The sequence below is a fragment of the Halomonas sp. EF61 genome, assembly GCF_040147045.1.
GTDB lineage: Bacteria > Pseudomonadota > Gammaproteobacteria > Pseudomonadales > Halomonadaceae > Halomonas > Halomonas litopenaei.
In genome coordinates this window covers 895857-920532 of sequence record NZ_JAMSHM010000003.1, presented here as the reverse complement: position 1 = coordinate 920532, position 24676 = coordinate 895857, and the positions used below count along the sequence as shown (strand labels likewise).

Sequence of the window (24676 nt, the reverse complement as noted above, 5' to 3'; positions counted from 1 at the left end):
GAAGCGGCCCTGCCGCACTCAACGTTGATCACGTAGGAACATCATGAGCGAAAGCTTTGCTGAACTGTTTGAACAGTCTCTCCAGGACATCAACATGGAGCCGGGCGCGATCGTCGCGGCTACTGTCGTCGACATCGAAGGTGACTGGGTTACCGTCAATGCCGGCCTGAAGTCCGAAGGTCAGATCCCTGCCGCGCAATTCCGCGACGACAGCGGCGAACTGACCATTGCCGTCGGTGACGAGGTCCACGTGGCCCTCGAAGCTGTGGAAGACGGCTTCGGCGAAACCCGCCTGTCCCGCGAGAAGGCCAAGCGTGCCGAAGCGTGGAAGGTGCTGGAAGCTGCCTTCGAGAAGGAAGAGATCGTCAAGGGCGTGATCAACGGCAAGGTCAAGGGCGGCTTCACTGTCGACGTCGACTCCATCCGTGCCTTCCTGCCCGGCTCTCTGGTCGACGTTCGTCCGGTGCGCGACACCACGCACCTGGAGAACAAAGAGCTCGACTTCAAGGTCATCAAGCTCGATCCGAAGCGCAACAACGTTGTCGTTTCCCGTCGTGCCGTTCTCGAAGCCGAGAACAGCGCCGAGCGTGAAGCGCTGCTCGCCACCCTGCAGGAAGGCCAGCAGATCATCGGTATCGTCAAGAACCTGACCGACTACGGTGCCTTCGTTGATCTGGGCGGCGTTGACGGCCTGCTCCACATCACCGACATGGCCTGGAAGCGCATCAAGCATCCGAGCGAGATCGTGGCCGTCGGCGACGAGATCACCGTCAAGGTGCTGAAGTTCGACCGCGAGCGCAATCGCGTCTCCCTGGGTCTGAAGCAGCTGGGCGAAGATCCGTGGGTCAACATCAAGGATCGTTACCCGGAAGGCACCAAGGTGCACGCCCGTGTCACCAACCTCACCGACTACGGCTGCTTCGCCGAGCTGGAAGAGGGTGTCGAGGGTCTGGTTCACGTCTCCGAAATGGACTGGACCAACAAGAACATCCATCCGTCCAAGGTGGTTCAGGTCGGTGACGATGTTGACGTCATGGTGCTGGATATCGACGAAGAGCGTCGTCGTATCTCCCTGGGTATCAAGCAGTGCACCGCCAACCCGTGGGAAACCTTCAACGCCCAGTTCAACAAGGGCGACCGCGTTGCCGGTACCATCAAGTCCATCACCGACTTCGGTATCTTCATCGGTCTGGACGGCGGCATCGACGGCCTGGTTCACCTGTCCGACATCTCCTGGACCGAGACTGGCGAAGAAGCCGTGCGTTCCTTCAAGAAGGGCGATGAGGCCGAAGCCGTCATCCTGTCCATCGATCCGGAGCGTGAGCGCATCTCCCTGGGTATCAAGCAGCTCGATACCGACCCGGTTGCCGAGTTCCTGTCCGTCAACGACAAGGGCACCATCGTCACCGGTCGTGTCGTCGAGGTTGACGCCAAGGAAGCTCACGTCGAGCTGGCGACTGACGTCGTTGCCGTGCTCAAGGCGTCCGAGATCAGCGCTGACCGTGTCGAAGACGCGCGCAACGTGCTGAACGAAGGCGACAGCGTCGAGGCCCGTATCGTCGGTGTCGATCGCAAGAACCGTCAGATCGCCCTGTCCGTCAAGGCCAAGGACCAGGACGACACCCGTCGCAACATGAGCAAGCTGCGCGACCAGGAAGTCGAGACCGGTGGCCCGACCACCATCGGCGACCTGATCAAGCAGCAGATGGGTCAGGACTAAGCCGGACCCCGACACTGTTCGGGACTGGTAATGGTCAAGAGCGCTTCCTTCGGGGAGCGCTCTTTTTTTATATGTAAGAAATTGTAGAGGGCTGGAATGCCCCTCTTGGCTGCGCTGCCTCAGTATTATTGGTGAGTGGGGCGAGTTTTTACCGCATATGCTTGAGGGGACGTGTTTTGGGGTTGATGCCCTTGTTGTAAGCATCTACCGTTTGTTTGACAGGATTTTGACTTTGCTTTTGGCCAATAACGTTTGAATAACGTCGTTTGGCTGGTTGTCATATACTCATGCAGGAGTGATAATGCCCCTGCATCCGAAAGCAACTACTATAGGCGTACCTTAATGTCTTCACTTTTGAATGACTATATGCAGATGGAGCAGCAGCTCCAGCAACTGCAGGAAAGACTTGGTCAGCTCCAGAACGATGACCGTCTCAAATCGGAACTCGAGTTCAAGGGAAAGCTCGAAGAGCTGATGAAAGAGTTCGACAAGAGCGCATCTGACGTCATCGCCATCCTGGATCCGAAGGCCGCTGCTTCCCCGGCAAAGGCCGCTGCCCCGGCCGCTGGCGGTCGTCGCAAGCGCAAGCTCAAGATCTACAAGAACCCGAATACCGGCGAAGTCGTCGAAACTCGTGGTGGCAATCAGAAGACGTTGAAGGCCTGGAAGGAAGAGCACGGTAATGACACCGTCGAGTCCTGGCTGGTGCGTGTAGAAGACTGATGATTGTTTGAGCCGCAGATGAGGCAGTGCCTTGGACGTTGCATCGGTCCGAGACTGTTTCGATCTTCAGGCTTGCGGTGCCAGAAACCGTCTTGAACCATCGACATGACAGTGACGTCGTCGTATTGTTCGGGACGGTTTCTTTTTGCACGGTATTCCTTGATCGGTTGCGTCTCGTTGGAGGCGAAGCCCGTAGCTTCGACTGCCCCTTGCGATGTTTCTGGTTTCCGGGGAGGGGACGAAGCGTGGCCTCCCACTGCAACAGTGTGATGCAGGAACAGTGTGATCCAGGCGAGGCGGGGCTGTGGCCTTGCCGTTGCCGGTACTTTGCTTGAATTCTGGTATGATGGAACGCAAAAGGTGGCCACCGAAGTGGCCACCAGAAGGGAGGCTTGCGGGCTCGGAGAGGCTAAGCGATCAGTCCTCTTCGAGTAGCGGCAGTCGCAGTTCCAGCCCATACTTGCCTTTGACCAGCTGAGGCGCTTCGCCGCTCAGGTAGACGCCGTGTTCAGACAGGCCGCGACAGGCCATGAACAGCATGGCGCTGGTCAGGTGTGAGCTGTCCTCGAGGGTGATGCAGGCGTGTCGCTGGGCCGGCAGCATGACCAGGCGGAACGGCAGTGGCAGCGCCAGGCGGTGTGCGTGTTCCTCGTCGACGTGGACACCCAGGTCGATACGGGGCGCCTCGCTGGCCAGCGGGTGATCGTGAAGAATAGCGATCGGTGCCGCATTGGTGAGGCGTGCCGGAAGATCGTAGGCGCCTTCGGCATTACGCTGCCAGTTGTCCAGGTTCTCGATGATTTCGGGCGGCTGATAGAGGCGGGTGACCGCGGCACGCCGCAGCGGCAGGTCGGCCATCTTCACCGAGAAGTGGGGCAGATTGTGGCGCTGGCGATAGAGTTCCAGACGCTGGTTCTGGCGGTACTCCCGGGGAGCGACACGGTAGCGGCGCTGGAAGGCGCGGGTGAACGCCGAGTGATTGCGATAGCCGCAGCGTTTGGCGATATCATGTACGCCGTGGGGCGTATGGATCAGCAGCCTGGCGGCCTTCTCGAGCCGCAGCATGTCGCGGTAGGCACTTGGCGAAATGCCGAACGACTGGCGGAAGCGCCGACGCACCTGGGATGAGGAGTACCCCATACGCGTGGCAAGATCTTCGATACTCAGCTGACTGTCCAGGGTTTCCTGGAGCCAGATTTCGGCGCGCATCATCTCGTTGAACATGGTCTTGCCTCCCTGAACCATCGGCGCGGACCCGACCCTCCCTGGGTCCTCGGAGAGCGAATCCGAGCGTCCGTATCGCTGGTCGTTGTAGTCGGAACATCCGCCTGTCCCGAGGTATGATGGTGTAGGTTTGTAGCGTTAGGATACATCCTGTTACGTAGTTATGCAGTCTAGCGCGCCTGTCTGGCAAGTGCAATGTGCCGTTTTGATCGTTTGTGCACAAAACGTCAGTGATGGATTGCATATCTAACATGCTGTTGTGAAAGTAAAAAAGGCGTTATTTTCGAGCCTTTCTTGATAAGGTGGTGCCGCAGGATACTGAACCTGTCGCACCTCCATCGACGTTAACGACTGGTAACAAATGAAATCTCAGAGTTCCCAAAAGCCTATGGACGAACGCGAGAAGCTTCGCCGCTTTCGTGAATTGGATGACGCCTTCGCGGAAGCGCTGCGCAGCCTGGACAACCCGAACAAGGCCGCCGAGATCCCCACCGGCCCTCCGGTCCGCTCCATCGACAGCCTGGAAGAAGAAGAGCAGCGTCGAAAGGAAGAGGACTTCGAGCGGCGGCTGCTGGGCTTGATCCAGGAATATGCCCAGACCCCTGAATCGGTGCGGGAATTGGTTGCCACGCTGCAATCGATGGGGCGCATCGCCTGACCGCATGACCTCTGCCTTTGTCAGGGGTCATCGAGATGGGTCTTGCCGGACTTCAACCTGTGCGATTTTGACAGGGATTTTCCGACGGCTCTGTGGGTAAAGGCCGTGGCGTCTTTGCGCAAATACTGCAAAATGATGTCAGCAATTGCTGATGTCAGCGCTTGCCGACAGGCGCGCGCTGCTTTCGGCGGTTGCCGGAACGCAGGCGTCTAAGGTGGGGTGCCGGTGCTTTGGCAGGCCAGCGGCAAGCTTCGTTGAGTGGGCGCGCTGGCGTGCGCCGCACCGGGCCCTTCAGCGGTAGCGAAAGACTCTCAAGCTTGGCAGGAAGGGGCTGTCCTCGAGGCGTTCGTCGCTTCTCCGGGCGCGTTGGCGTTCGGCTGGCGGTTGTGCCGGCGGAAGGTTGTGATGGGGGAGCTGCGCCTGGGGCACAAGCAGGGGTAGAGCCGCATTCATGGCACGCCTGAGGCGACCGTCCGGCAGAGGGTCCCGGTAAAAGAGGTTGGCTCGCATCAGCGGTGCCTGTCGTTGCACCTGGGCCAGGGGCTCGCTGGAAGGAATGCCGGCGAGGCGCTCGAGTTGAATGCGAATGTGCGGTGACTCGGTGTCGAAGGCCATCAGCTTGCGCTCGACTTCGGCCACGCTCAAGCGGGTGATGGAGCGTCCGCTGGCGTACCAGGCCAGACGAACCCGCTCCACCGGCGCCTCGGCAATGGGCAGGGCGCGCCAGGTCTGTTTCAGATGGAGGCGGGCGAGGCCAGCGCCCCCCAGGTGATCATTGAGTTCCGGGTGGCGTATCGGCAGCCTGGCCTTGATCTCGGGTATCAGTTGGGGCGATTGCTGGCGAATGACACTCAGCCGTTCAGAAAACTCCGCCTTGGCCTGGTTCAGCGCCAGAGCTGCCTCGCAGGTGACCGGGTCCGCGGCCACCAGTCCGATATAGCTGCGGGTGACACGGCCGTCCTGGCCGTCGACATACCACAGATCCAGTAACGCCTGGCGCAGCCAGTCCGCATCGGCTGTCTCGCGATCGAAGGACCAGGCAGGAAGGCGTGATGCCTGCCAGCGGTCGACGACCTCTCTGGCGCACGCGATGATCCGATCGAACCCTGCGTCGAGCTCTGCCAATAGCTGGTAGGCGGGCCGTGACGGGGCGCTGGCATTGCCTGGCCGGTCCATCGTTCAGTCCTGGTTGTGCAGGTCGCGTTCGGCTCTGGCGACCCATTCATCGATGCTGGTTTCGTCCATGGCGGGTTCGCCGGCAATGCGATGACTGCCATCGGCCCAGGCCCCCAGGTCAATCAGACGACAGCGCTTGCTGCAGAAGGGGCGATAGCTGTTCTCGGGCGTCCAGAGTACTTCCTTGCGACATTGTGGGCAGGCAACCTTCAAGGTGCCCTGACGAGTGCTGTGTGACATGTGGGGCTCCTGATGCAAGACGTAAACGTCGATAGCGGAAGAGGCAGGCTCAGGCCTTGGCGGCGAGCCTGCGATAGGTGGCATCCAGTGCCTTGACGGCCTCGGAGAGCGCCGCTAGATCACCGTCATTGGCGATGACATCGTCGGCCAGTGACAACCGCTCGTCACGACCCATCTGCGAGGCCACGATAGCCTTGGCCTGGGCCAGGTCGACATCATCGCGCTGGGTAGTGCGTTCGATCTGCAGCGCTTCTGGTACGTCCACCACCAGGGTGCGCTGGACCATGTCCACCTGCCCGGATTCAAACAGCAACGGGGAAACCAGCAGCACATAGGGGGCGTCTTGCTGCCGCAACAGCGACAGTCTCGTGACCAGCCGTTCGCGCACGCGTGGATGGGTGGTCGCTTCAAGCCAGCGGCGTTCCTTTTCGTCGGCGAAGACGAGGGCGCGCAAGGCAGCACGGTCGAGGCGACCTTCTCTGGTCAGTATGGCATCTCCATATCGGTCGACGATGGCCTTGAGGGCCGGCTCGCCCGGGGCGACCACCTCTCGCGCGATATCGTCGGCATCGACCCAGCGAGCGCCGAGATCGCCAAACAGACGGGCTACCGTCGATTTGCCTGAGGCGATGCCACCAGTCAGTCCAATTATCATGCCACCCATACTCCCTTCGTGTGTTCAGCGTAGTGCTTGTGTGGTGCAGTAGCCTGGGCCTTGAGTGCAACGTCGGCAAGCGACGATCAAAGGTTGCAGCGCTGAGAGAACGCAGTTTACGAGGTGCAACCCTGCATTTCGAGACGCCATTCACCCCTTGTCACCGAGCGCAGCCCGTCTTCATGTCAGTCCCGACAGCGCCTGATATCCGGTGAGCAGTTCATTGCCGGCCAGCAGGCCGAGACCGCCGGCCACTACCAGCGAAGGACCGAACGGCAAGGGCTGGCCCTTCAGGTGTCGGGACCTCCACTGTATCAGCAGACCCGAAATTGCACCTAGCAAGGCCGCGATCAATATCACCAGTGGCAACAGTTGCCAGCCGAGCCAGGCACCGAGCGCGGCGACCAGCTTGACGTCACCAAGTCCCATGCCGTCGCGTCCGGTAAGGGCGTAGAAGGTTCTGCCGATGGCCCACAACACGGCGTAGCCGGCCGTGGCCCCGATCACCGCATCATCCAGACTGGCGGGGTTGAACAGCAGCTGGTAAAGCAGGCCACACCATAAAAGGGGCAGGGTAAGGGCGTCGGGAAGCAGTTGGGTGCGAAGATCGATCACCGCCAGGGCCAGCAGCGTCAGGCTGGCGCCGTAAAGCCACAGGGCAGGCCAGGTGGGCCCGTGGAGGATGCAGAAGCAGACCGCTAGCAGGGCGCTGGCCAGTTCCACCAGTGGATACTGGATGCTGATGCGTCCCTGGCAGTTGGCGCAGCGTCCGCGACGCTTGAGCCATCCCAGCAACGGCAGGTTGTCGTGCCAGGCGATGGGGGTGAGACAGCGCGGACAGCGAGAGCGTGGGCAGGCCAGTGACAGTGGCTCCTCGATATCGTCCGACAATTCGAGCGCCGCGCGGGCCTCGGTGCGCCACTGTTGCATCAACATGACCGGAAGGCGAGTGATGACGACATTGAGAAAGCTGCCGAGGCATAACCCCAGCAGAGCTACAAGAGCAAGAGAAGCGAAAGTGACATCCGAAAAAAGCAAAAGGAGCTCCGTGGTTCGGGGGCGGTCAAAGGAGGCTATTCTACCGTTGGCAAGAGGCGATTGTCTGGTGATACGGCAAGGCAGCGGGTGATGTCAGGGGCCTGGACGTCCCTTGCCGGGCTTCCTGCGTCGCCCTTGGGGTGTCACCTGCTCAGCCATTAGTCTAAAATTGTTCCCTTTTTCCGATCAGGTAAGCGACATGACCCAGACGTTCGGACCCGTGATGCTGGATCTCGATGGCCATGAGCTATCGGCAGAGGAGCGATCGCTGCTCGAGCATCCCGCCACCGGTGGTGTCATCCTGTTTGGACGCAACACTCGAGATGCGCACCAGGTGCGCGAACTGTGCCGGTCGATTCGAGAGGTGCGTCCTGATCTTCTGCTGGGCATCGACCAGGAAGGAGGGCGTGTCCAGCGCCTGAAAGACGGAGTCACCCGGCTGCCGCCGATGTCCCGCCTGGGGCAGGAGTACCTGGACTCACCCGAGACAGCCGTACGACTGTGCCAGGACGCCGGCTGGCTACTGGGTATGGAAATGGCCGCCTGTGGCCTCGATCTGAGCTTCGCGCCGGTGCTGGATGTCGACGTCGGGCTGTCATCGGTGATCGGTGATCGCAGCTTTGCCGGTGATCCCGAGACCGTGGCGCTGCTGGCGGGTGCCTTCGTCGAGGGGCTGCACGACGCGGGGATGGCGGCGGTCGGCAAGCACTTTCCGGGGCATGGCGGGGTGAAGGCCGATACCCACCATGAAGTCGCGCGTGACGAACGTAGCCTCGATGAACTCCGACAGCACGACCTGGTGCCGTTTCAGTCTCTGGCACCCAAGCTCGATGGCATGATGCCGGCTCATGTGGTGTATCCCGCCTTTGACCCAAGGCCTGCAGGATTTTCGCGCCCCTGGCTTGGCATGCTGCGTGAGAGCCTGGGCTTCAAGGGCCTGATCTTTTCAGATGACCTGACCATGGCCGGCGCTCAGGTCGCCGGTGGGCCGGTGGAGCGCGCCCAGGCGGCCCTCGACGCCGGCTGTGACATGGTGCTGGTGTGCAATGACCGAGCCGCTGCCAAGGCGGTGCTCGATGCCTGCGCCGAGCGTACTGTTCGCCGGGTTTCACGCTTGCGCTATGGCCGCGCTCGTCCTGACCTGGACGCCTTGCCGGCCCTGTCTCGCTGGCGCCGGGTACATGCTCGCCTCGAGGCGATGACTTCCGATTGATGTTTGAAACGAGTTGACTGTTATGCCGAAACTGGACCCTGCCCATAGCGCTTCACGTGACGATATGCGTGAGGTGATGGACACCGCGGATTGCCTGATCAGCCATGATGAAGTCGAGCGTGCGCTCGATCGCATGGCCGAGGAGATTACCCGGGATCTCGGCGATGAACTGCCGGTGTTCTACTGCGTAATGAACGGTGGCTTGATCACGACCGGTCACCTGCTGCCGCGTCTGGGCTTCCCGCTGGAGGTGGACTACCTGCACGCCACTCGCTACCGCGGCAAGACCCGAGGGGGCGAGCTGTTCTGGCGTGTCTCGCCGGAGATTCCCATGGCCGGACGTCATGTGGTGATCGTCGACGATATCCTCGATGAAGGTGCCACCCTGGCGGCCATCCTCGACTATTGCCGCGAGGCCGGCGCCAAGAGCATCTCCACCGCGGTACTGGTGGACAAGAATCACGACCGTAAGGCAGTGCCTGGCCTCAAGGCCGATTACTGCAGCCTGGAGGTCGCCGACCGCTATGTCTTTGGTTTCGGGATGGACATAAAAGGCTATTGGCGCAACGCACCGGGGATCTTTGCTCCCAAGGGGATGTAAAAAGGCAAGGGCAAGACCGACCGCCTGTGTCCGGCCGGCGTCAGCAATACAAGAAGCGCCCCGGGGATACCCTCCGGGGCGCTTCTGTTTTCGGGTAGGTAAGCCAGGACCTTGGCTTTCAAGTTCTTGGCTTTCAGGACCTTGGCCTTCAGGTCCTGCTATTCAGGACTCAGGCCAGTCCAAGTTCGTGGGTGGCTTCCTCGCGCATCTTGAACTTTTGCACCTTGCCGGTGACGGTCATCGGGAACTCGTCGACGAACTTGACGTAGCGCGGCACCTTGTAGTGCGCGATCTTGCCCTTGCAGAAGGCCTTGAGTCCTTCCTCGTCGAGCTGTTCGCCCTCGCTGAGCTTGACCCAGGCCATGACCTCCTCACCGTACTTCTGGTCGGGTACACCGATGACCTGAACGTCGGAGATGGCGGGATGGGTGTAGAGGAAGTCCTCGATCTCGCGGGGGTAGATGTTCTCGCCACCGCGAATGATCATGTCCTTGATACGCCCGACGATGGCCACATAGCCTTCATCGTCCATGGTCGCCAGATCGCCGGTATGCATCCAGCCGGCGTTGTCGATGGCCTTGGCGGTGGCTTCCTCGTTGTTCCAGTAGCCGAGCATCACGCTGTAGCCACGGGTGCACAGCTCGCCGGTCTCGCCCTTCGGGACCACCGCGCCGCTTTCCGGATGAACCAGCTTGACCTCCAGATGCGGGTGGATGGTGCCCACCGTGGTGACGCGCTTGTCCAGCGGGGCATCGGTGGTGGTCTGGAAGCTGACCGGGCTGGTTTCGGTCATGCCGTAACAGATGGTCACGTCCTGCATGTTCATCTGGTCGATGACCCGTCGCATCACCTCGATCGGGCAGATGGAGCCTGCCATGATCCCGGTACGCAGCGACGACAGATCGTAGCGTTCGAAGTCCGGGTGTTCGAGCTCTGCGATGAACATGGTGGGGACACCGTACAGCGTGGTGGCCTTTTCTTCCGCCACCGCCGCCAGGGTGGTCTCGGGGTCGAAGCCGTCGGCGGGGTAGATCATGGTGGCGCCGTGGGTCACGCAGCCAAGGTTGCCCATCACCATGCCGAAGCAATGGTAAAGCGGTACCGGAATCACCATGCGGTCCTGATCGGTCAGGTTCATCGCCCTGGCCACGAACATGCCGTTGTTGAGGATGTTGTGGTGGGACAGGGTGGCGCCCTTGGGCGCACCGGTGGTGCCGGAGGTGTACTGGATGTTGATCGGTTCGTCGAACTGCAGACCTGACTGCACCTCGGCCAATTCCTCGGCGCTGACTTCGTCGCTGCGCTCGAAGATGCGCTCCCAGGCCAGCATGCCTGGCAGGGTCTTGGTCGAGTCGAGGCAGATGACACGCTTGAGCTCGGGCAGTCCGGCCAGTTTGAGCGGGCCAGCCCCCTGGACGTCGTTGAGCTCCGGGGCAAGCTCCGCCAGGGTGGCCACGTAGTCCGAGGTCTTGAAGCTGCCCTGGAGGATCAGCGTCGAGGTGCCCGACTGCTTGAGCGCGTAGTCGAGCTCATGGGTGCGGTAACTCGGATTGATGTTGACCAGGATGGCGCCGATCTTGGCGGTGGCGAACTGGGTGATCGTCCATTCAGCGCAGTTGGGTGACCAGATGCCCACCCGGTCGCCTTTCTTGACGCCCATGGCCAGCAGCGCGCGGGCCGCCTGGTTCACCTCGTCCTGGAGCTCGCGCCAGCGATAGCGTAGCCCCTGGTGGCGGCTGATCAAGGCGTCCTGGTCGGGGAAGCGGGATACCGTTTCGTCGAAGCAGTCACCGATGGTCTGGCCCTTCAGGGGCAGGTCACTGATGCCGCTGACGTAGCTCACGCTCGAGGGTGAGGGCGCGGTCGAGGGAGCGAGATCGGGAGAGGAAGCAGACTGGCGTGTCATCGTGGCTCTCGTCTTGTCGTCTGGTGATTGCCGTGGGGCAGGGTGTTGTCATTGTTCGGGGCAGAGCATTGGCAGTCAGGGTGTCGCAGCAGGCGAGGGACCAGAGCCAGTCGTGGAGGACGGGACCTAGTCCTTCTCGCCGAGCTGTCCCAGGGCGTCCCGGGCTCGCCGGTCGACATCGTCCATCTCGAGGCGCATCAGGCGGATATCCTCGAGCTGGCGGTCTAGCTCGGCACGCTTCTCGGCGATGATCTCGAGTAGACGCTTGAGCTGGCGGGCGTTTCCGTCCGGCATGGCGTCGTACATCATCACCACCTCGCGTATCTCGGCCAGCGAAAATCCGAGCCGCTTGCCTCTGAGCGTCAGTTTCAGGCGCACCCGATCCTTCTCGCGATAGATGCGCTTCTGACCCTGGCGTCGGGGCGCCAACAGCCCTTCCTGCTCATAGAAGCGGATAGTCCGAGGCGTCACCTCGAACATCTTGGCCAGCTCTCCGATACTGTAGGTGCGGGAGATCGCGGTGGGCTGGCGAGCTTCGCTGGAGGAGCCTGAGGCGCGGTTGGCGCTGGCGGTTTTGCTCATGATGCTCTGTCCTGTTGGGAGGACCCGACGCGGCGGGGTCCTTGGAAAAGACACTAGTCAAAGTTTACGTTAACGTAAAGTGGATGTGGCGAAATTGACCCTCGCCTGGGCAAGGCGCCCCGGTATTCAGGGCCGCAGCGACGTGTACGACTATGGGTTGATAGGTCGAAAACCGAGCAAGTGCTAGGTTGGGTCCCATTGCATGGCGGGGAAGCCGCCCGGCCGGCTGAATGGCCAGCCGAACGGTTCGCTGTCCGACTCGCTGTCTGGCTCGCCATCGACGTCTTGAACATGAGGATGCCACCATGGACTTTTCCCTTACCGACGATCAGAAGGCCCTGGTCGACGCCGCCGCCGACTTTGCCCGAGTCGAACTCAAGGATCACGCCGCCGAGTGGGACGCCACGTCGCACTTTCCGCTGGACGTCATCCGGCGTGCCGGCGAAGCGGGCTTTCTGGGGATCTATACCCCGGAAGAACACGGCGGACTGGGACTCTCGCGCCTGGATGCGTCGCTGATCTTCGAGCAGCTGTCGCAGGGCTGTATCGCCACCACCGCCTACCTGACCATCCACAACATGGTCACCTGGATGATTGCCAACTGGGCCACCGACGGCGTCCGTGATCGCTACGTCGAGGCCATGGTCAGTGGTGAGTGGCTCGGTTCCTATTGCCTTACCGAACCCGGTGCCGGTTCGGATGCCGCCAATCTGCGTACCAAGGCCGTGCGAGACGGTGATGATTATGTCATCGATGGGGCCAAGATGTTCATCTCCGGTGCCGGTTCCACCGAGGTGCTGGTGGTGATGGCGCGCACCGGTGAGCCGGATAGCGGCGCCCGTGGCGTCTCGGCCTTTGTGGTACCGGCGGACGCCGAGGGCGTCAGCTATGGCAAGAACGAGGACAAGATGGGCTGGAAGAGCCAGCCGACTCGACTGGTCAGCTTCGATGGTGTGCGGGTGGCCGCCGACCATCGTCTGGGTGAAGAGGGCGAGGGTTTCCGGTTTGCCATGAAGGGGTTGGACGGTGGCCGTCTCAATATTGCCAGCTGTTCGCTGGGGGCGGCCCAGCATGCGCTGACCCTGGCGCGCGACTACCTCGGCGAGCGCAAGCAATTCGGTCGCGAGCTGTCGTCCTTTCAGGCGCTGCAGTTCCGTCTCGCCGACATGGCCACGGAATTGATGGCGGCCCGTCTGATGGTGCGCCAGGCCGCCTGGCGGCTGGACCAGGGCGATCCCGAGGCGACCGCCCACTGCGCCATGGCCAAGCGCTTTGCCACGGACATCGGCTTCAAGGTCTGCAACGAGGCACTGCAACTCCACGGGGGCTACGGTTACATTCGTGAGTACCCGCTTGAGCGCCTGGTCCGCGATACCCGGGTGCACCAGATTCTCGAGGGGACCAACGAGATCATGCGCCTGATCGTCGGTCGTCGCCTGCTCGCCGACGGCGTGGTCGAATCGCTGCAGTGACGTCGGAGTGAACAGACAGCGCATGGAAAAGAGTGCAAGGAGCCAAACAATGAGTCACGACCTGGTCAGATTCGAACGCCGCCCGGCGGCTGGCGGCGGTTGCATCGGTATCGCCACCCTGAACGCGCCCAAGGCCTTGAACGCCTTGTCGCTCGAGATGATCGAGCTGCTCGACGAAAAACTCGAGGAGTGGGCCCAGGACCCCGATGTTCACGCGGTATGGCTTGACGGTGAGGGGGACAAGGCCTTCTGTGCCGGTGGCGATGTGGTGGCGCTGGTGCGAGAGCTCAAGCGCGAGCAGGAGTCCGGGCGCGATGTCGGCAGCTATGCCAGCCACTACTTTTCCGCCGAGTATCGCCTCGACTATCGGCTACATACCTATCCCAAGCCGTTGCTGGTGTGGGCGGACGGCATCGTCATGGGCGGTGGGCTCGGCCTGACCGCCGGTGGTCGGCATCGTCTGGTGACCGAGACCACTCGGATCGCCATGCCGGAGATCACCATCGGTCTGTATCCGGATATCGGGGCCAGCTGGTTTCTCAACAAGATGCCGCCGGGGGTCGGGCTCTACCTGGGCCTGACCGGTGCCAGCATCAACGCCAGGGACGCCCTCGACCTGGGCATGGCGGATCGTTTCGTCCCGCGCGAGCGGCGCGACGAGCTGCTTGCGCGACTCTGCGACTGCCACTTCGCCCCTGGCCACGTGGATGACGCCGAGGCGCTGGTGTGCGATGTACTCGGTGAATTCGAGGCGCCGGAGAAGGCCCCCGAGGCGCAGGTCTGGCCCCATCTAGATCACATCACCTCGCTGACCCTCAAGGGCCGCGTGGAGGACGCCGTGGCTGCCATCCTGGGCGATGATCGCGACGATGACTGGCTTTCGGCCAATCGCGCACGACTCGAGAAGGGCTGTCCACTGACCGCGCACCTGGCCTGGCGGATGCTCGAGCGACATCGCCACTCCTCGCTGGCCGACGCCTTTCGCGACGAGCTGGTGGTGTCGATCCAGTGCAACGTGCTGGGCGACTTCGCCGAGGGAGTGCGCGCGCTGTTGATCGATAAGGACAAGTCACCGCAGTGGCGGCATCGAGACGTGGCAAGCGTAGGCAGCGCCGATCTGGCGGCGATGTTCGGTGCCCCCTGGGGCAACGGTCCCGGACCACTGGACGACCTTTGATCGCCGCGAAACGCGCCAGCACAACAATCACAATTCGTTAGATAGCCAGGAGACATCTTATGCAAATCGCCTTTATCGGCCTTGGCAACATGGGCGCGCCGATGGCCGCCAATCTGGTCGGCGCGGGCCACCAGGTGCGGGTCTTCGACCTGGTCGAATCGGCCATGGCGACGCTTGAAGAGCAGGGCGCGAGTCGGGCGAGTTCCGCCCTGGAGGCCGCCGAAGGCGCCGAGGTGGTGGTCTCGATGCTGCCGGCGGGGGCGCACGTCAAGGCGCTGTACCTCGGCCGTGACGGTGCCGAGGGACTGCTTGACCAGCTCTCGTCGCGGCCCTTGCTGCTCGATGCCTCCACCATTTCGCCGGACGATGCCCGGCTGGTGGCGGGCGAGGCCGCCAAGCGTGGTCTGGCCTACCTCGATGCGCCGGTGTCTGGCGGTATCGGGGGCGCCAAGGCCGGCACCCTGACCTTTATCGTCGGTGGCGACGCCGACGCCTACGAGCAGGCCCGTCCGGTACTCGAGGCCATGGGCAAGAACCTGTTCCATGCAGGTCCCAGTGGCAGCGGCCAGGTGGCCAAGATCTGCAACAACATGCTGCTTGGCATCCTGATGAGCGGTACCGCCGAGGCGCTGTCTCTGGGGGTCAAGAACGGCATGGATCCGGCCGTGCTATCGGAGATCATGAAGCAGAGCAGCGGCGGCAACTGGGCATTGAACGTCTACAACCCCTGGCCCGGGGTGATGGAGGGTTCCGCCGCCTCACGTGACTATCAGGGCGGCTTCTTGACCGACCTGATGGCCAAGGACCTGGGGCTTGCCTGGGAGCTGGCGCTTGAGTCCCGCGCCAGCGTGCCGATGGGTTCCCAGGCGCGCAACCTGTTCGCGCTGCACAGCGCCCAGGGCAACGGCGGTCTGGATTTTTCCAGCATCCAGTCGCTGTACCGGGCCGGCGAGTCGTCCGGCCAATAGCCGGGCTGACGATGTTCGGGCCTCGTCGTTCGACGTCGAGGCCCGTGATTCGTCATCGCTCGACCAAGGTGGGGGTTGGCAAGATCGACCATTAGGTCTACATTTGGTAAAAATGTAGAAATTCTGGAGCCCCCGCCATGACCAGCATCACCCCCGTTACCTGGGAAGATCCCTTCCGCCTCCTCGATCAACTCGACGAGGAAGAGCGTATGGTCCAGCAGACCGCCCACGACTACTGCCAGGAAAAGCTGCTTCCCCGGGTGCTCGAGGCCAACCGTCACGAGCGCTTCGATCGCGAGATCATGAACGAGATGGGGGAGCTTGGACTGCTCGGCGCCACCATCGATGGCTACGGCTGTGCCGGCATGAACTACGTCAGCTACGGCCTGATTGCCCGCGAGGTCGAGCGGGTCGATTCCGGCTATCGCAGCGCCATGAGCGTGCAGTCGAGCCTGGTCATGTACCCGATCCACGCCTTCGGCAGCGACGCCCAGCGCGATCGCTACCTGCCGAAGCTTGCCAGCGGTGAGTGGGTGGGCTGCTTCGGTCTGACCGAGCCGGACCATGGCTCCGATCCCGGCAGCATGTCGACCCGGGCCTATCGCACCGACTCCGGCTGGCGCCTGAACGGCACCAAGACCTGGATCACCAACTCGCCGATCGCCGACGTCTTCGTGGTCTGGGCGCGGGACGAGGAGGGGGTGGTCCGCGGCTTCGTGCTCGAGAAGGGCATGCCTGGTCTCAGCGCGCCCAAGATCGAGGGCAAGTTCAGCCTGCGCGCCTCCATCACCGGCCAGATCGCGATCCAGGACGTCGAGGTCTCCGACGACCAGCGTCTGCCTGGCGTGCAGGGCCTGAAGGGGCCTTTCTCCTGTCTCAACCGCGCCCGCTACGGCATCAGCTGGGGTGCCATGGGCGCCGCCGAGGCCTGCTGGCACGCCGCACGTGACTACACCATGGAGCGCAAGCAGTTCGGCCGCCCGCTGGCCGCCAATCAGCTGATCCAGAAGAAGCTCGCCGACATGCAGACCGAGATCGCCCTGGGCCTGCAGGCGTCGCTGCGGGTGGGGCGGATGATCGACGACGGCCAACTGGTGCCCGAGGCGATTTCGCTGATCAAGCGCAACAACTGTGGCAAGGCGCTGGATATCGCCCGGGTCTCCCGGGACATGCACGGCGGCAACGGCATCAGCGACGAGTACCACGTCATCCGTCACGTCATGAACCTCGAGGCGGTCAACACCTACGAAGGCACCCATGATGTGCATGCCCTGATCCTCGGGCGTGCCCAGACCGGCCTGCAGGCCTTCACCGGGTGAGTGACGCCGCCATGCACCAGGCAGACAGCCCAGCGGAGGTCGGCGCCGGCAATACGGCAGGTGGTAGCGGTCCAGGCGAAAGCGCGCAAGCTGCCAGCGCCGCCAGGCCGCTCGAGGGGGTTACCGTACTGGACATGTCGCGGGTGCTGGCCGGCCCCTGGTGCGGCCAGCTGCTCGGCGACCTCGGCGCTCGGGTGATCAAGATCGAGCACCCCGGTCGTGGCGATGACACCCGCGGCTGGGGGCCGCCCTGGCATCAGGGCGAGCCGATCGACGGTGATGCGGTCGAACGCCAGGCCGCCTATTACCTCTGCGCCAATCGTGCCAAGCAGTCGTTGGCGGTGGACATCGCAAGCGCGGATGGCCAGCGCCTGATCAAAGCGTTGGCCAAGGGCGCCGACATCGTGCTCGAGAATTTCAAGGTCGGCGGGCTCGCTCGCTATGGCCTCGACGCTGCCTCGCTGCGAGAAATCAATCCGGCGCTGGTGGTGTGTTCCATCACCGGCTTTGGCCAGACCGGACCCTACGCCCACCGGGCAGGCTACGACTTCATGATTCAGGCCATGGGCGGCTTGATGAGTCTGACCGGCGACGCCGACGGCATGCCGATGAAGACAGGAGTGGCGATCACCGACGTGATGACCGGGCTTTACGCCACCGTCGGGGTGCTGGCGGCATTGCATCGCCGGCGCGAGACCGGTGAGGGCAGCCATGTGGACCTGGCGCTGCTCGACGTTCAGGTGGCGACCCTGGCCAACCAGGCGCTCAACACCCTGGTCAGCGGTGTGGCACCGCAGCGCTTCGGCAATGCTCATCCGAATATCGTGCCCTACCAGGCGTTCGCCTGCCGCGATGGTCATCTGGTGCTCACCGTGGGCAACGACGCCCAGTTCGCCCGCCTGGCTGAGCTGCTCGGGCACCCCGAATGGGCCGAAGGCGACTACGCCACCAACGAAGGACGGGTCGCCCATCGCCAGGATCTGGTGGCCTTGATCCAGGGCATTCTGAGCGGCGGCGAGCGCGATCACTGGCTCGCCGAATGCGAGGCCCGGGGGATACCGGCAGGGCCCATCCATACCTTGCCGGAGGTGTTCGCCGATCCTCAGGTGCGTCACCGTGGCATGGCCCGGGAAATCGACGGCGTGCCCCAGGTCGCCAACCCGCTGCGCTTCGATGGGGCCAGTGCCACCGCCGAGTCCGCGCCACCACGCCTTGGTGAGCACAGCGACAGGGTGCTGACCGAGATGGGGTTGTCTTCAGCGGACATCGAGCGGCTGCGCAGGGAAGGCATCATCCGCTAAGCCCCCCAGCAGTACTTGAGTGCACAACGGCCAGGCCCGAAGGGGCCTGGCCGTGTTGTTGGCGCGGTCGTCGATGCCAGGGGCGATGTCAGGATTGATGCCAGGGTCGACGTATTGATGGTGAACGGCCCGATGGCCGATAACCCGCGGGTGGTGATCAGGTCAGATGGTTGTCCCAGCGCAGCGGCAAGGCGGCCAGTTGGTGATGGCGGCCGCCATCGTCGATGCGGTGGACCTCGCCACCGCCGGTGGTGACCAGATAGCCTCCGGCGCCGTCGCAGCGAACGCCTGCCGCGTCCACGATATCGAACTGTGCCAGCAGCTCGCCGCTGGTCCTGCCCAGCACCAGCACCTTGTTGCCTCGTGGGGCGGAAATCGCCGCACTCGGGCGCACCTGGCTGGCCGCCACGCTGGCGGTGTACTGGGCCAGACGCCCTTGCAGGGGCGAAGGCAGCACCTGCTCGCTGAAGCTGCCGTCCGGTGCGCGCCTGGCGATCAGCGGGTGGTCGGTCTCCCACTCGGGGCCCTGGAACTGGTAGCCGGCGACGACGGTACCGTCGGGGGCGATGTCCAGATGGCGACAGCTCAGCTGGTGGTGGGATGGCCGATGGCGTTCGAGGATCTCGCCGCTATGGCGATCGAGCAGCAGCAGGGCGGGGTCCATGTCCGAGAGGTTGAGCTTGGCCCGCCCGCTGTCGGGATGGGTGCGGATACCGCCCAGCGCCACCACCAGGGTCTCGCCATCGGGCATCAGGCCGACCTCGTGGGGGCCGATGCCGTCGAGAAGGTGGTCGCCCACATGCCGGTAGCCTTGCTCGGCGTCGTGCACCTGAACCAGCCCCATGGCGTCGTCGATGCGATTGGCGGTGACGTAGAGCCAGCGACCGCTCGGGTCGAACACGCCGTGGCCGTAGAAGTGCCGGCCCTGTCCTGCGCTGATCTCGAGTGTCGATGCCTGGCGCCTGGCGTCGAGCACATGGAAGCGTTGGCCTGGCCGCCGAGCGAACAGTACCACCTCGTCCCGGCCTGGTCTGAGGCAGCCGCCGTGGCAGCGCTCCGGGCTCGGCAGCAGAAAGTGACCAGCGCCGTCGCGGCGCAGCCCTGCCAGGTGGTGTCCACCGTCGCTGTCGTCCACCGCGCTGAAGTACCACTGCCGGCGGCCATCATCGTCCAGCGCCCACAGACTGGCCGGCAGGCCGGTGGCGGCCAGTCCCAGCAGCGACGCCTTGAGCAGGCGCCGCCGGGACAGAGAAGGAAGTGACGGCACCGGGTCAGTCTCCGTCGCTGGAATTGAAGCCCTTGACCACCCCCAGGGCGGGGGCGATCTGATCATCGAGCAGCGCCCGCAGCTGAGCCACCTCCAGGTAGAGGGTCGCCAGTTCTTGTTGTGCAGCCGGGGAGCTGGAATCGCCATCGGCATGTTCGGCCAACGCATCGACGATACCGGTATCGATCGCCTCGGCCTGATCGAGCGTGTCCTCCAGCTGGCGAGCAAAGGCGTCGCCCAGCTCGGCATGGCCGGCCTGATCCAGCCAGGTCGCAAGGCCCGGCTCGAAGTACTGCTGCAGACCCGCCAGGCTGGCGGCCGCCAGGGCCACCGACTGGCCACTGCGCCAGGCCTCTGCGCGATAGGCATTGGGCGCGGCGCCCATCAAGCCGAGCGGCTCGCCGAGGCGCTTGTCCTCCAGAATCTCGAGAGACTGCATCGCACCGTGCAGGGTCGCCTCGTTGTAGCTGTCGTTGGCCAGGTAGTGCGGCGCAAAGGCCTGCCAGTCGGCCACCACGGCGTCGCTGACGGCGACCAGGTGGCTGCCGATGGCCCCAGCCAGGGCGCAGGGCAGGGAGTCGCCCAGCGAGCGGCTGGCCATGACGTCGTCGTAGAGCAGCACTTCCAGCGCCGGGAAGCCCTGCTCGGCAACACCGGCCTCGGCGATGTCGTCGGCGCTGACGGGGGCGTCCTGGCGTAGCCTGGCGCCGACGCGGGTGCCCACAAGATTCTTGGCGTCGGGCCAGAACTGGAGCTGCCAGGCACGGCTGTCCACCTCGATCGGCCCAAAGTCGACAAAGCGTACCGCTTGCCAGGCCTGGTAGGCCGCAAGCCACTCACTGCGCAGCGCCAGGCGGTCGATCCCGGCCTCGCCGCAGCTCGCCTGCAGGCGTTCGGCCAGCGCCTCAGTCCGGCTCGCCAGTTGCCGATAGCCAAGCCCGATATCGTGATGCCAGACGCTGCGCGGGGTGCTTTCGTTCTCTGCATCGTGCGCGGTGTCAGCGCTGGCGTCAGAGGACCCCTGGGCCAGGGCCGTCCCGGGCCCGCCCAGCGTCAAGCCGGCGGTCGCCAGCAGCAGGGCGGCTGCCAGGGCGCTGCCCGAGTGTCGTGGAAAAGTCGTCATAGGGAGTTCAGGAAGTCCAGTAGTTGTTGGCGCTCGTGGGCCTCGAGCGCCTTGTAGGCATTTCGTGAAGATTCGGCTTCACCGGCGTGCCACAGGATCGCCTCTTCCAAGGTGCGAGCCCGTCCGTCGTGCAGGAAGCCAGCCTGGGGATTGACGCTCTGGGCCAGGCCTAGCCCCCACAGTGGCGGGGTGCGCCACTCATTGCCGTCGGCCTGGTACTCGGGGCGACCGTCGGCGAGGCCTTCGCCCATGTCATGCAGCAGCATGTCGGTGTAGGCCCACAGGGTCTGTCCGGCCAATTCGGCTCGCTCGGTGTCTTCTGGCGTGGTCAGCGACGGGCGATGACAGCTGGCGCAACCCAGGGTGTTGAAGTGACGGGCGCCGGCCTGGACGTCTGGCGAATCCATGTCGCGTCGCTCGGGTACGGCCAGGCTCGAGGCGTAGAAGGTGATGAAGTCGGCGACCTCGTCACTGACTTCGGGATCGCCGCCATCGGGGAAGTCCTCGCAACCCTGGCCCGGCATGCAGTCGGTGCTCGCGGCCAGGCGCGACGTCAGGCCCATGTCACCGGCAAAGGCGTGCAGGCTCTGCTGCTCCACCGTGGGCTCACCGGCCTTCCAGCCGAACCGTCCCAGCACAGTGGTCTGCTGGCGCACGTCCCACACCCGGTTTGGCCGGCCCGAGATACCATCGCCGTCGGCGTCCTGCTCATCCGCCCAGGCCAGGATCTGCGCCTCGTCGACCACCTCGAGCAGGCCCAGGCCGATCATCGGCGGGGCGACCCGGGGGGACGTCAGCAGGTTCTCGGGCAACTCCCCGTAGGCGGGGTTCTCGATGGAATAAACGGGCGCCGTGAGCACCACGCGGTGTCCGTCGTCGAAGCTGATCTCGCGATCCTCGAGGGTGCGTACCATGTCGGCTTCCGGCGTGGCGCCGGGAATCGCCGCGGTCTGGAGCTGGCGCCCGTAGTGGGGCACCGGAACGGCGCCGGTGCGCCGTACGATGTCATGATCCTCGTCGCTTTCGGCGGGCAGTGACAGGCGCAGGAACAGTGACACCGGCGCCTCGCCAGGGGCCGGAGGGTGACCGCGGCCGTCCTTGATATGGCAGCCCTGGCAGCTGTTGGTGTTGATCAGCGGTCCGAGGCCGTCACGGGCATCGGTGCTGGCCGGTGCCACCACCCAGGGGTTGCGGAAAAAGCTGTTGCCGACGCTGAAGTCCAGGCGCTTGGTCATGCTCATGTTGCCAAGGGGCAGCGAGTAGGCGTTATGGTCGAACTGGCTGACCGAGCCTTCGCCACCCGAGCGTGGGTCGTTCTGGATGGGCGGCTCGCCGGCTGGCTCGTCGTTTGCGCTGACCGGCGCGCCGATGACGAGGGCCGCCAGCAACGCTGACAGAGCAGGGGGGAGCGACGGAAATTGACGCATCAGGCGTTTCCTTGAAACAGGTGAGCCGCACGCGGGCCGTGCGGCTTCTTGGGGCGAATGACTCTCATTGCATCATCCGCCAAGGCGTTATCACCTGATCTGGATCAAGCGGGGTCCAGTGACGGGGTCAGAAAGTATGACCGGCGTCGTCGGGCTGCAGCGAGGTGACACCCAGTTCGCCTGCGGCCTGCTCGATGGAGCCGGTCTGGGTGACCAGCGCCAGGATGGCATCGTTGACGATGGCGGCGCCTTGATCATTGCTCGGTGCGATCATCATGTCGAAGGTCATCGGCGAGTCGCTGCGCTCGGCGGTCTCCTTGAGGGTGCCGAGCGCGTCCATGGAGGCCTCGATCTGCTGCTCCAGAGTCTGGGCCAGCTCGCTGTCGCGCTGGGCCAGCAGGGCTTCCACGCCCGGACCTTCCAGGGTGGTACCGTCGATGCGCTGGTAGCTGCCGGTGTAGACGTTCTGGATGCCCTGACCGTTGTAGTAGTGCGAGTTGTGAGTGTTGTCGCTGAAGCAGTCGTGCTCGTCCTCGTAGGAGTTGGCCTCCAGCGCGACCTTCATGCGCTCACCGGCGAGCTCCCCCAATGACAGTGAGCCCATGCCGAAGAGGATGCGGCGCAGGCCTTCTTCAGCCGGTTGCGCGGTCAGTTCGCTGCGGTAGTTGTCGCCGTCTACCGGCGCCCACTGGGCGACCATCCATTCCAGATCGTTGATCAACAGCTGACTGGCTGCCTTCAGATAGGCCCGGCGGCGGTCGCAGTGGCCGTTGCTGCAGTCTTCGCCCTGGGCGAAGTCGCTGGCGGGGCGCTCGCCGGCGCCGGCCTCGTAGCCGTGCTGATCCTGGCCCCACAGCAGAAACTCGATGGCGTGGTAGCCGGTGGCCACGTTGGCCTCGGAGCCGCCGATCTCGTTGAGCTCGGCCAGCAGCTCCGGGCTCAGGGTACTGACGTCGATCTCTTCGCCGCCGACGTTGATGCGCTCGGAGGCAATGATGTTGGCGGTAGCGCCGGCGTTGCCCAGCTCGTGCTGGTAGCCGTCCTGAGCGACGTAGTCGATCATGCCTTCGTCCAGCGGCCAGGCGTTGAGCTGGCCTTCCCAGTCGTCGACGATGGCGTTGCCGAAGCGGAAGACTTCACTCTGCTGGTAGGGTACCCGCGCCTCTCGCCAGGCCTTCTTGGCCGCTGCCAGGGTCTCGGGGGTCGGCGCGGCCAGCAGGCTGTCGATGGCCTCGTCCAGCGCCTTGGCCGTCTTCAGCGCGTCGCTGTAGGTGGTGTGGGCGAGATCGGTGTAGTGGCTCACCACCGCCTCGGCGGTAACGTCTTCGGCGGCGACGTGGCTAGACACGACAAGGGCACTGGCGGCAATGGCAAGCGCCAGGGGACGGCGGACGAGACGGGAGATCATGGGGCGTTACCTTTTCTCAGGGCGGTTATTCTTGCGCGGCGACGACAGGTAAGGGATGGCTGCGCCGGGGAGTCCACTACGGAAAGAAATAGTAACGAGATTGACTATCATTGCAAGTCGCTGGGTGCGCTGGAACGGTCCGGAGCCTGGTGACTCAGCCCTATGCCCAAGCCCACGGACCCTGCGCTGCGGTGCAGCCGAGCAGGGGCAGCGACTCGACCGGGAGATGGCGGAAAGGAGGCACCTTCCCGCCATGGACCGGCGGACGCAGGCGGGTGTCAGCGCGGTGAGAAGCGGCGGTTGATGCCGGTCTCGGCGATCATGCGGGTGGAGATTTCCTCCACCGAGAAGCGGGTGGCATCGATAAAGGGGATATGCAGCTGGCGGAACATGGATTCGGCCTGGGCGACCTCCTGCATGCACTGGTCCATGCTGCTGTAGCGGCTGTTGGGGCGACGTTCGTGGCGGATGGCGGCAAGCCTGCGCGGGTCGATGGTCAGGCCGAACAGCTTGTGGCGCTGCTTGGCCAGTACCGGCGGCAGCTTCAGGGTGCCGCTGTCGTCCTGGTCGTCTTCGGTCAGCGGATAGTTGGCCGCGCGCACCCCGAACTGCAGCGCCAGGTACAGCGAGGTCGGCGTCTTGCCGCAGCGTGACACCCCGACCAGGATGACATCCGCCTGGTCGTACTGGTGGGTACGGGCGCCGTCGTCGTTGTCGAGGGCGAAGTGTACCGAGTGGATGCGGTCCATATAGACATCGTCGCTGGAGATGGCGTGGGTACGCCCGACGCTGTAGGAGGAGTGGGTGTCCAGCTCGCGCTCCAGCGGCTCGAGGAAGGTCGAGAAGATGTCGACCTTGAAACCCGGTGCCTGGCGAATCACCGCGCGGATCTTCTCGTCGACGATGGTGTCGATGATGATCGGCTGCACGCCGTCGCGCACGGCGGTGGCCTCGATGATGCTGACCAGCGAGCGCGCCTTCTCGATGGTGTCGATGTAGGGCTTGGTCAGCTTGCGGATGTCGACGTTCTCGAACTGGGCCAGCAGGCTGCGGCCCAGGCTCTCGGCGGTGATGCCGGTGCCGTCGGAAATGAAGAAGGCGGTTCGGGTCATGACGATTCCCTTGAAGACAGTGATGGCATTGTCCGTTTACCGCTGCGGTGAGACAAGTTGTCGCTGTTCCAAAGTAAACCTAAGGCGGCACAGGCGTCCCCGACTACAAGATAGGCTGGCTTTCGATCAGCCTCTGAAACGGGGCCTGGCGGTGGGGCCGAGCCAAGCATTCGCGCACCTTTCAGGTACTTTGACGCCAGCATCCGACGCCGTGATTTGCGCGCCCTGGCGGAGACCTCGATAGTGGCGTCAGGGCGCTGACTACAGGAATCGTCGATTTCCCCCGGGTGTTGTAAAAATCCTCCAGTGACTTCGCTCTTAGACCAATGGCGAATATGGCGAGGCGCTGATAGAGTCGCCAGCATC

The 24676-nt window shown here is 63.8% G+C and carries 22 protein-coding genes; 10 read left to right on the top strand and 12 right to left on the bottom strand.

All coding sequences use genetic code 11. The features are described from left to right. Window positions 1-43: 43 nt before the first annotated feature. Window positions 44-1720: a 30S ribosomal protein S1 gene (gene rpsA, locus NFI08_RS18755; protein ID WP_045994817.1), complete on the top strand. Its 1677-nt coding sequence runs from the start codon at window positions 44-46 to the stop codon at window positions 1718-1720. Window positions 1721-2062: 342 nt separating this feature from the next. Further along, on the top strand, window positions 2063-2443 hold the full coding sequence (locus NFI08_RS18750) for a histone-like nucleoid-structuring protein, MvaT/MvaU family (protein WP_108133796.1): 381 nt from the start codon (window positions 2063-2065) through the stop codon (window positions 2441-2443). Window positions 2444-2860: 417 nt separating this feature from the next. Here the strand turns inward: NFI08_RS18750 and NFI08_RS18745 are convergent, their stop codons facing one another. Further along, the gene (locus tag NFI08_RS18745; RefSeq protein WP_045992373.1) at window positions 2861-3667 is read right to left on the bottom strand and encodes a helix-turn-helix transcriptional regulator; all 807 of its coding nucleotides are present in this window, start codon (window positions 3665-3667) and stop codon (window positions 2861-2863) included. 361 nt (window positions 3668-4028) lie between these two features. Between NFI08_RS18745 and NFI08_RS18740 the strand changes: the two genes are divergently transcribed. Continuing rightward, window positions 4029-4325, top strand: a complete 297-nt coding sequence (locus tag NFI08_RS18740) for a hypothetical protein (RefSeq protein ID WP_045992371.1) — start codon at window positions 4029-4031, stop codon at window positions 4323-4325. Between the two features lie 291 nt (window positions 4326-4616). Here NFI08_RS18740 and NFI08_RS18735 read toward each other — a convergent pair whose 3' ends face one another. From NFI08_RS18735 to NFI08_RS18720, 4 genes are all read right to left on the bottom strand, one after another. Next, window positions 4617-5501 carry a DNA replication terminus site-binding protein gene (locus tag NFI08_RS18735; RefSeq protein WP_286986251.1) on the bottom strand — a complete coding sequence of 295 codons (885 nt, stop codon included), beginning with the start codon at window positions 5499-5501 and terminating at the stop codon, window positions 4617-4619. 3 nt (window positions 5502-5504) lie between these two features. Beyond that, window positions 5505-5741: a DNA gyrase inhibitor YacG gene (gene yacG, locus NFI08_RS18730; RefSeq protein ID WP_045992369.1), complete on the bottom strand. Its 237-nt coding sequence runs from the start codon at window positions 5739-5741 to the stop codon at window positions 5505-5507. Window positions 5742-5790: 49 nt separating this feature from the next. After that, window positions 5791-6396 (bottom strand): dephospho-CoA kinase, encoded by a 606-nt coding sequence (coaE, locus tag NFI08_RS18725; protein ID WP_286986254.1) that lies wholly within the window; start codon window positions 6394-6396, stop codon window positions 5791-5793. A 180-nt stretch (window positions 6397-6576) separates the two neighbouring features. Then, window positions 6577-7434 (bottom strand): prepilin peptidase, encoded by an 858-nt coding sequence (locus NFI08_RS18720; protein WP_286986256.1) that lies wholly within the window; start codon window positions 7432-7434, stop codon window positions 6577-6579. Window positions 7435-7633: 199 nt separating this feature from the next. On the opposite strand from NFI08_RS18720, the gene nagZ reads away from it, so the two are divergent. Further along, complete coding sequence (gene nagZ / locus NFI08_RS18715) at window positions 7634-8647, top strand: beta-N-acetylhexosaminidase (RefSeq protein WP_349591221.1); 1014 nt, start codon at window positions 7634-7636, stop codon at window positions 8645-8647. A 22-nt stretch (window positions 8648-8669) separates the two neighbouring features. Then, complete coding sequence (locus NFI08_RS18710; RefSeq protein ID WP_045992365.1) at window positions 8670-9248, top strand: hypoxanthine-guanine phosphoribosyltransferase; 579 nt, start codon at window positions 8670-8672, stop codon at window positions 9246-9248. A gap of 169 nt (window positions 9249-9417) precedes the next feature. Here the strand turns inward: NFI08_RS18710 and NFI08_RS18705 are convergent, their stop codons facing one another. After that, window positions 9418-11154, bottom strand: coding sequence for an AMP-binding protein (locus tag NFI08_RS18705; protein ID WP_349591220.1), 1737 nt, complete (start codon window positions 11152-11154; stop codon window positions 9418-9420). A 126-nt stretch (window positions 11155-11280) separates the two neighbouring features. Beyond that, entirely contained in the window at window positions 11281-11736 is a 456-nt protein-coding gene (locus tag NFI08_RS18700; protein WP_290442723.1) for a MerR family transcriptional regulator, read from the bottom strand. Between the two features lie 305 nt (window positions 11737-12041). Between NFI08_RS18700 and NFI08_RS18695 the strand changes: the two genes are divergently transcribed. The 5 genes from NFI08_RS18695 to NFI08_RS18675 all read left to right on the top strand — a co-directional run bounded on the left by NFI08_RS18695 (window position 12042) and on the right by NFI08_RS18675 (window position 17973). After that, window positions 12042-13208, top strand: coding sequence for an acyl-CoA dehydrogenase family protein (locus tag NFI08_RS18695; RefSeq protein ID WP_213230695.1), 1167 nt, complete (start codon window positions 12042-12044; stop codon window positions 13206-13208). A gap of 49 nt (window positions 13209-13257) precedes the next feature. After that, entirely contained in the window at window positions 13258-14385 is a 1128-nt protein-coding gene (locus NFI08_RS18690) for an enoyl-CoA hydratase/isomerase family protein (RefSeq protein ID WP_349591219.1), read from the top strand. Between the two features lie 59 nt (window positions 14386-14444). After that, complete coding sequence (gene mmsB / locus NFI08_RS18685; RefSeq protein ID WP_045994917.1) at window positions 14445-15353, top strand: 3-hydroxyisobutyrate dehydrogenase; 909 nt, start codon at window positions 14445-14447, stop codon at window positions 15351-15353. Window positions 15354-15490: 137 nt separating this feature from the next. Continuing rightward, entirely contained in the window at window positions 15491-16672 is a 1182-nt protein-coding gene (locus NFI08_RS18680) for an acyl-CoA dehydrogenase (RefSeq protein WP_108447817.1), read from the top strand. Then, window positions 16669-17973, top strand: coding sequence for a CaiB/BaiF CoA transferase family protein (locus NFI08_RS18675; RefSeq protein ID WP_349591218.1), 1305 nt, complete (start codon window positions 16669-16671; stop codon window positions 17971-17973). Before NFI08_RS18680 ends, NFI08_RS18675 begins: the two co-directional genes overlap by 4 nt. Window positions 17974-18130: 157 nt before the next feature. On the opposite strand, the gene NFI08_RS18670 is transcribed toward NFI08_RS18675, so the two are convergent. The 5 genes from NFI08_RS18670 to ppsR all read right to left on the bottom strand — a co-directional run bounded on the left by NFI08_RS18670 (window position 18131) and on the right by ppsR (window position 24310). Continuing rightward, window positions 18131-19240, bottom strand: a complete 1110-nt coding sequence (locus NFI08_RS18670; protein ID WP_349591217.1) for a DUF1513 domain-containing protein — start codon at window positions 19238-19240, stop codon at window positions 18131-18133. Window positions 19241-19244: 4 nt separating this feature from the next. Continuing rightward, window positions 19245-20363 (bottom strand): imelysin family protein, encoded by a 1119-nt coding sequence (locus tag NFI08_RS18665; RefSeq protein WP_349591216.1) that lies wholly within the window; start codon window positions 20361-20363, stop codon window positions 19245-19247. After that, the gene (locus tag NFI08_RS18660) at window positions 20360-21790 is read right to left on the bottom strand and encodes a di-heme oxidoreductase family protein (protein ID WP_349591215.1); all 1431 of its coding nucleotides are present in this window, start codon (window positions 21788-21790) and stop codon (window positions 20360-20362) included. Before NFI08_RS18660 ends, NFI08_RS18665 begins: the two co-directional genes overlap by 4 nt. A gap of 127 nt (window positions 21791-21917) precedes the next feature. Beyond that, window positions 21918-23198 (bottom strand): imelysin family protein, encoded by a 1281-nt coding sequence (locus tag NFI08_RS18655; RefSeq protein WP_222517230.1) that lies wholly within the window; start codon window positions 23196-23198, stop codon window positions 21918-21920. A 278-nt stretch (window positions 23199-23476) separates the two neighbouring features. Next, window positions 23477-24310: a posphoenolpyruvate synthetase regulatory kinase/phosphorylase PpsR gene (gene ppsR / locus NFI08_RS18650; RefSeq protein ID WP_045994921.1), complete on the bottom strand. Its 834-nt coding sequence runs from the start codon at window positions 24308-24310 to the stop codon at window positions 23477-23479. Window positions 24311-24676 lie beyond the last annotated feature (366 nt).

Coding starts and splice junctions, on each gene's coding strand:
- mmsB (WP_045994917.1), top strand. CDS start 14,445: ATGCAAATCGCCTTTATCGGCCTTGGCAACATGGGCGCGCCGATGGCC.
- ppsR (WP_045994921.1), bottom strand. CDS start 24,310: ATGACCCGAACCGCCTTCTTCATTTCCGACGGCACCGGCATCACCGCC.
- NFI08_RS18655 (WP_222517230.1), bottom strand. CDS start 23,198: ATGATCTCCCGTCTCGTCCGCCGTCCCCTGGCGCTTGCCATTGCCGCC.
- NFI08_RS18745 (WP_045992373.1), bottom strand. CDS start 3,667: ATGTTCAACGAGATGATGCGCGCCGAAATCTGGCTCCAGGAAACCCTG.
- coaE (WP_286986254.1), bottom strand. CDS start 6,396: ATGATAATTGGACTGACTGGTGGCATCGCCTCAGGCAAATCGACGGTA.
- NFI08_RS18710 (WP_045992365.1), top strand. CDS start 8,670: ATGCCGAAACTGGACCCTGCCCATAGCGCTTCACGTGACGATATGCGT.
- NFI08_RS18695 (WP_213230695.1), top strand. CDS start 12,042: ATGGACTTTTCCCTTACCGACGATCAGAAGGCCCTGGTCGACGCCGCC.
- nagZ (WP_349591221.1), top strand. CDS start 7,634: ATGACCCAGACGTTCGGACCCGTGATGCTGGATCTCGATGGCCATGAG.
- NFI08_RS18690 (WP_349591219.1), top strand. CDS start 13,258: ATGAGTCACGACCTGGTCAGATTCGAACGCCGCCCGGCGGCTGGCGGC.
- NFI08_RS18735 (WP_286986251.1), bottom strand. CDS start 5,501: ATGGACCGGCCAGGCAATGCCAGCGCCCCGTCACGGCCCGCCTACCAG.
- rpsA (WP_045994817.1), top strand. CDS start 44: ATGAGCGAAAGCTTTGCTGAACTGTTTGAACAGTCTCTCCAGGACATC.
- NFI08_RS18740 (WP_045992371.1), top strand. CDS start 4,029: ATGAAATCTCAGAGTTCCCAAAAGCCTATGGACGAACGCGAGAAGCTT.
- NFI08_RS18680 (WP_108447817.1), top strand. CDS start 15,491: ATGACCAGCATCACCCCCGTTACCTGGGAAGATCCCTTCCGCCTCCTC.
- NFI08_RS18660 (WP_349591215.1), bottom strand. CDS start 21,790: ATGCGTCAATTTCCGTCGCTCCCCCCTGCTCTGTCAGCGTTGCTGGCG.
- NFI08_RS18700 (WP_290442723.1), bottom strand. CDS start 11,736: ATGAGCAAAACCGCCAGCGCCAACCGCGCCTCAGGCTCCTCCAGCGAA.
- yacG (WP_045992369.1), bottom strand. CDS start 5,741: ATGTCACACAGCACTCGTCAGGGCACCTTGAAGGTTGCCTGCCCACAA.
- NFI08_RS18705 (WP_349591220.1), bottom strand. CDS start 11,154: ATGACACGCCAGTCTGCTTCCTCTCCCGATCTCGCTCCCTCGACCGCG.
- NFI08_RS18665 (WP_349591216.1), bottom strand. CDS start 20,363: ATGACGACTTTTCCACGACACTCGGGCAGCGCCCTGGCAGCCGCCCTG.
- NFI08_RS18750 (WP_108133796.1), top strand. CDS start 2,063: ATGTCTTCACTTTTGAATGACTATATGCAGATGGAGCAGCAGCTCCAG.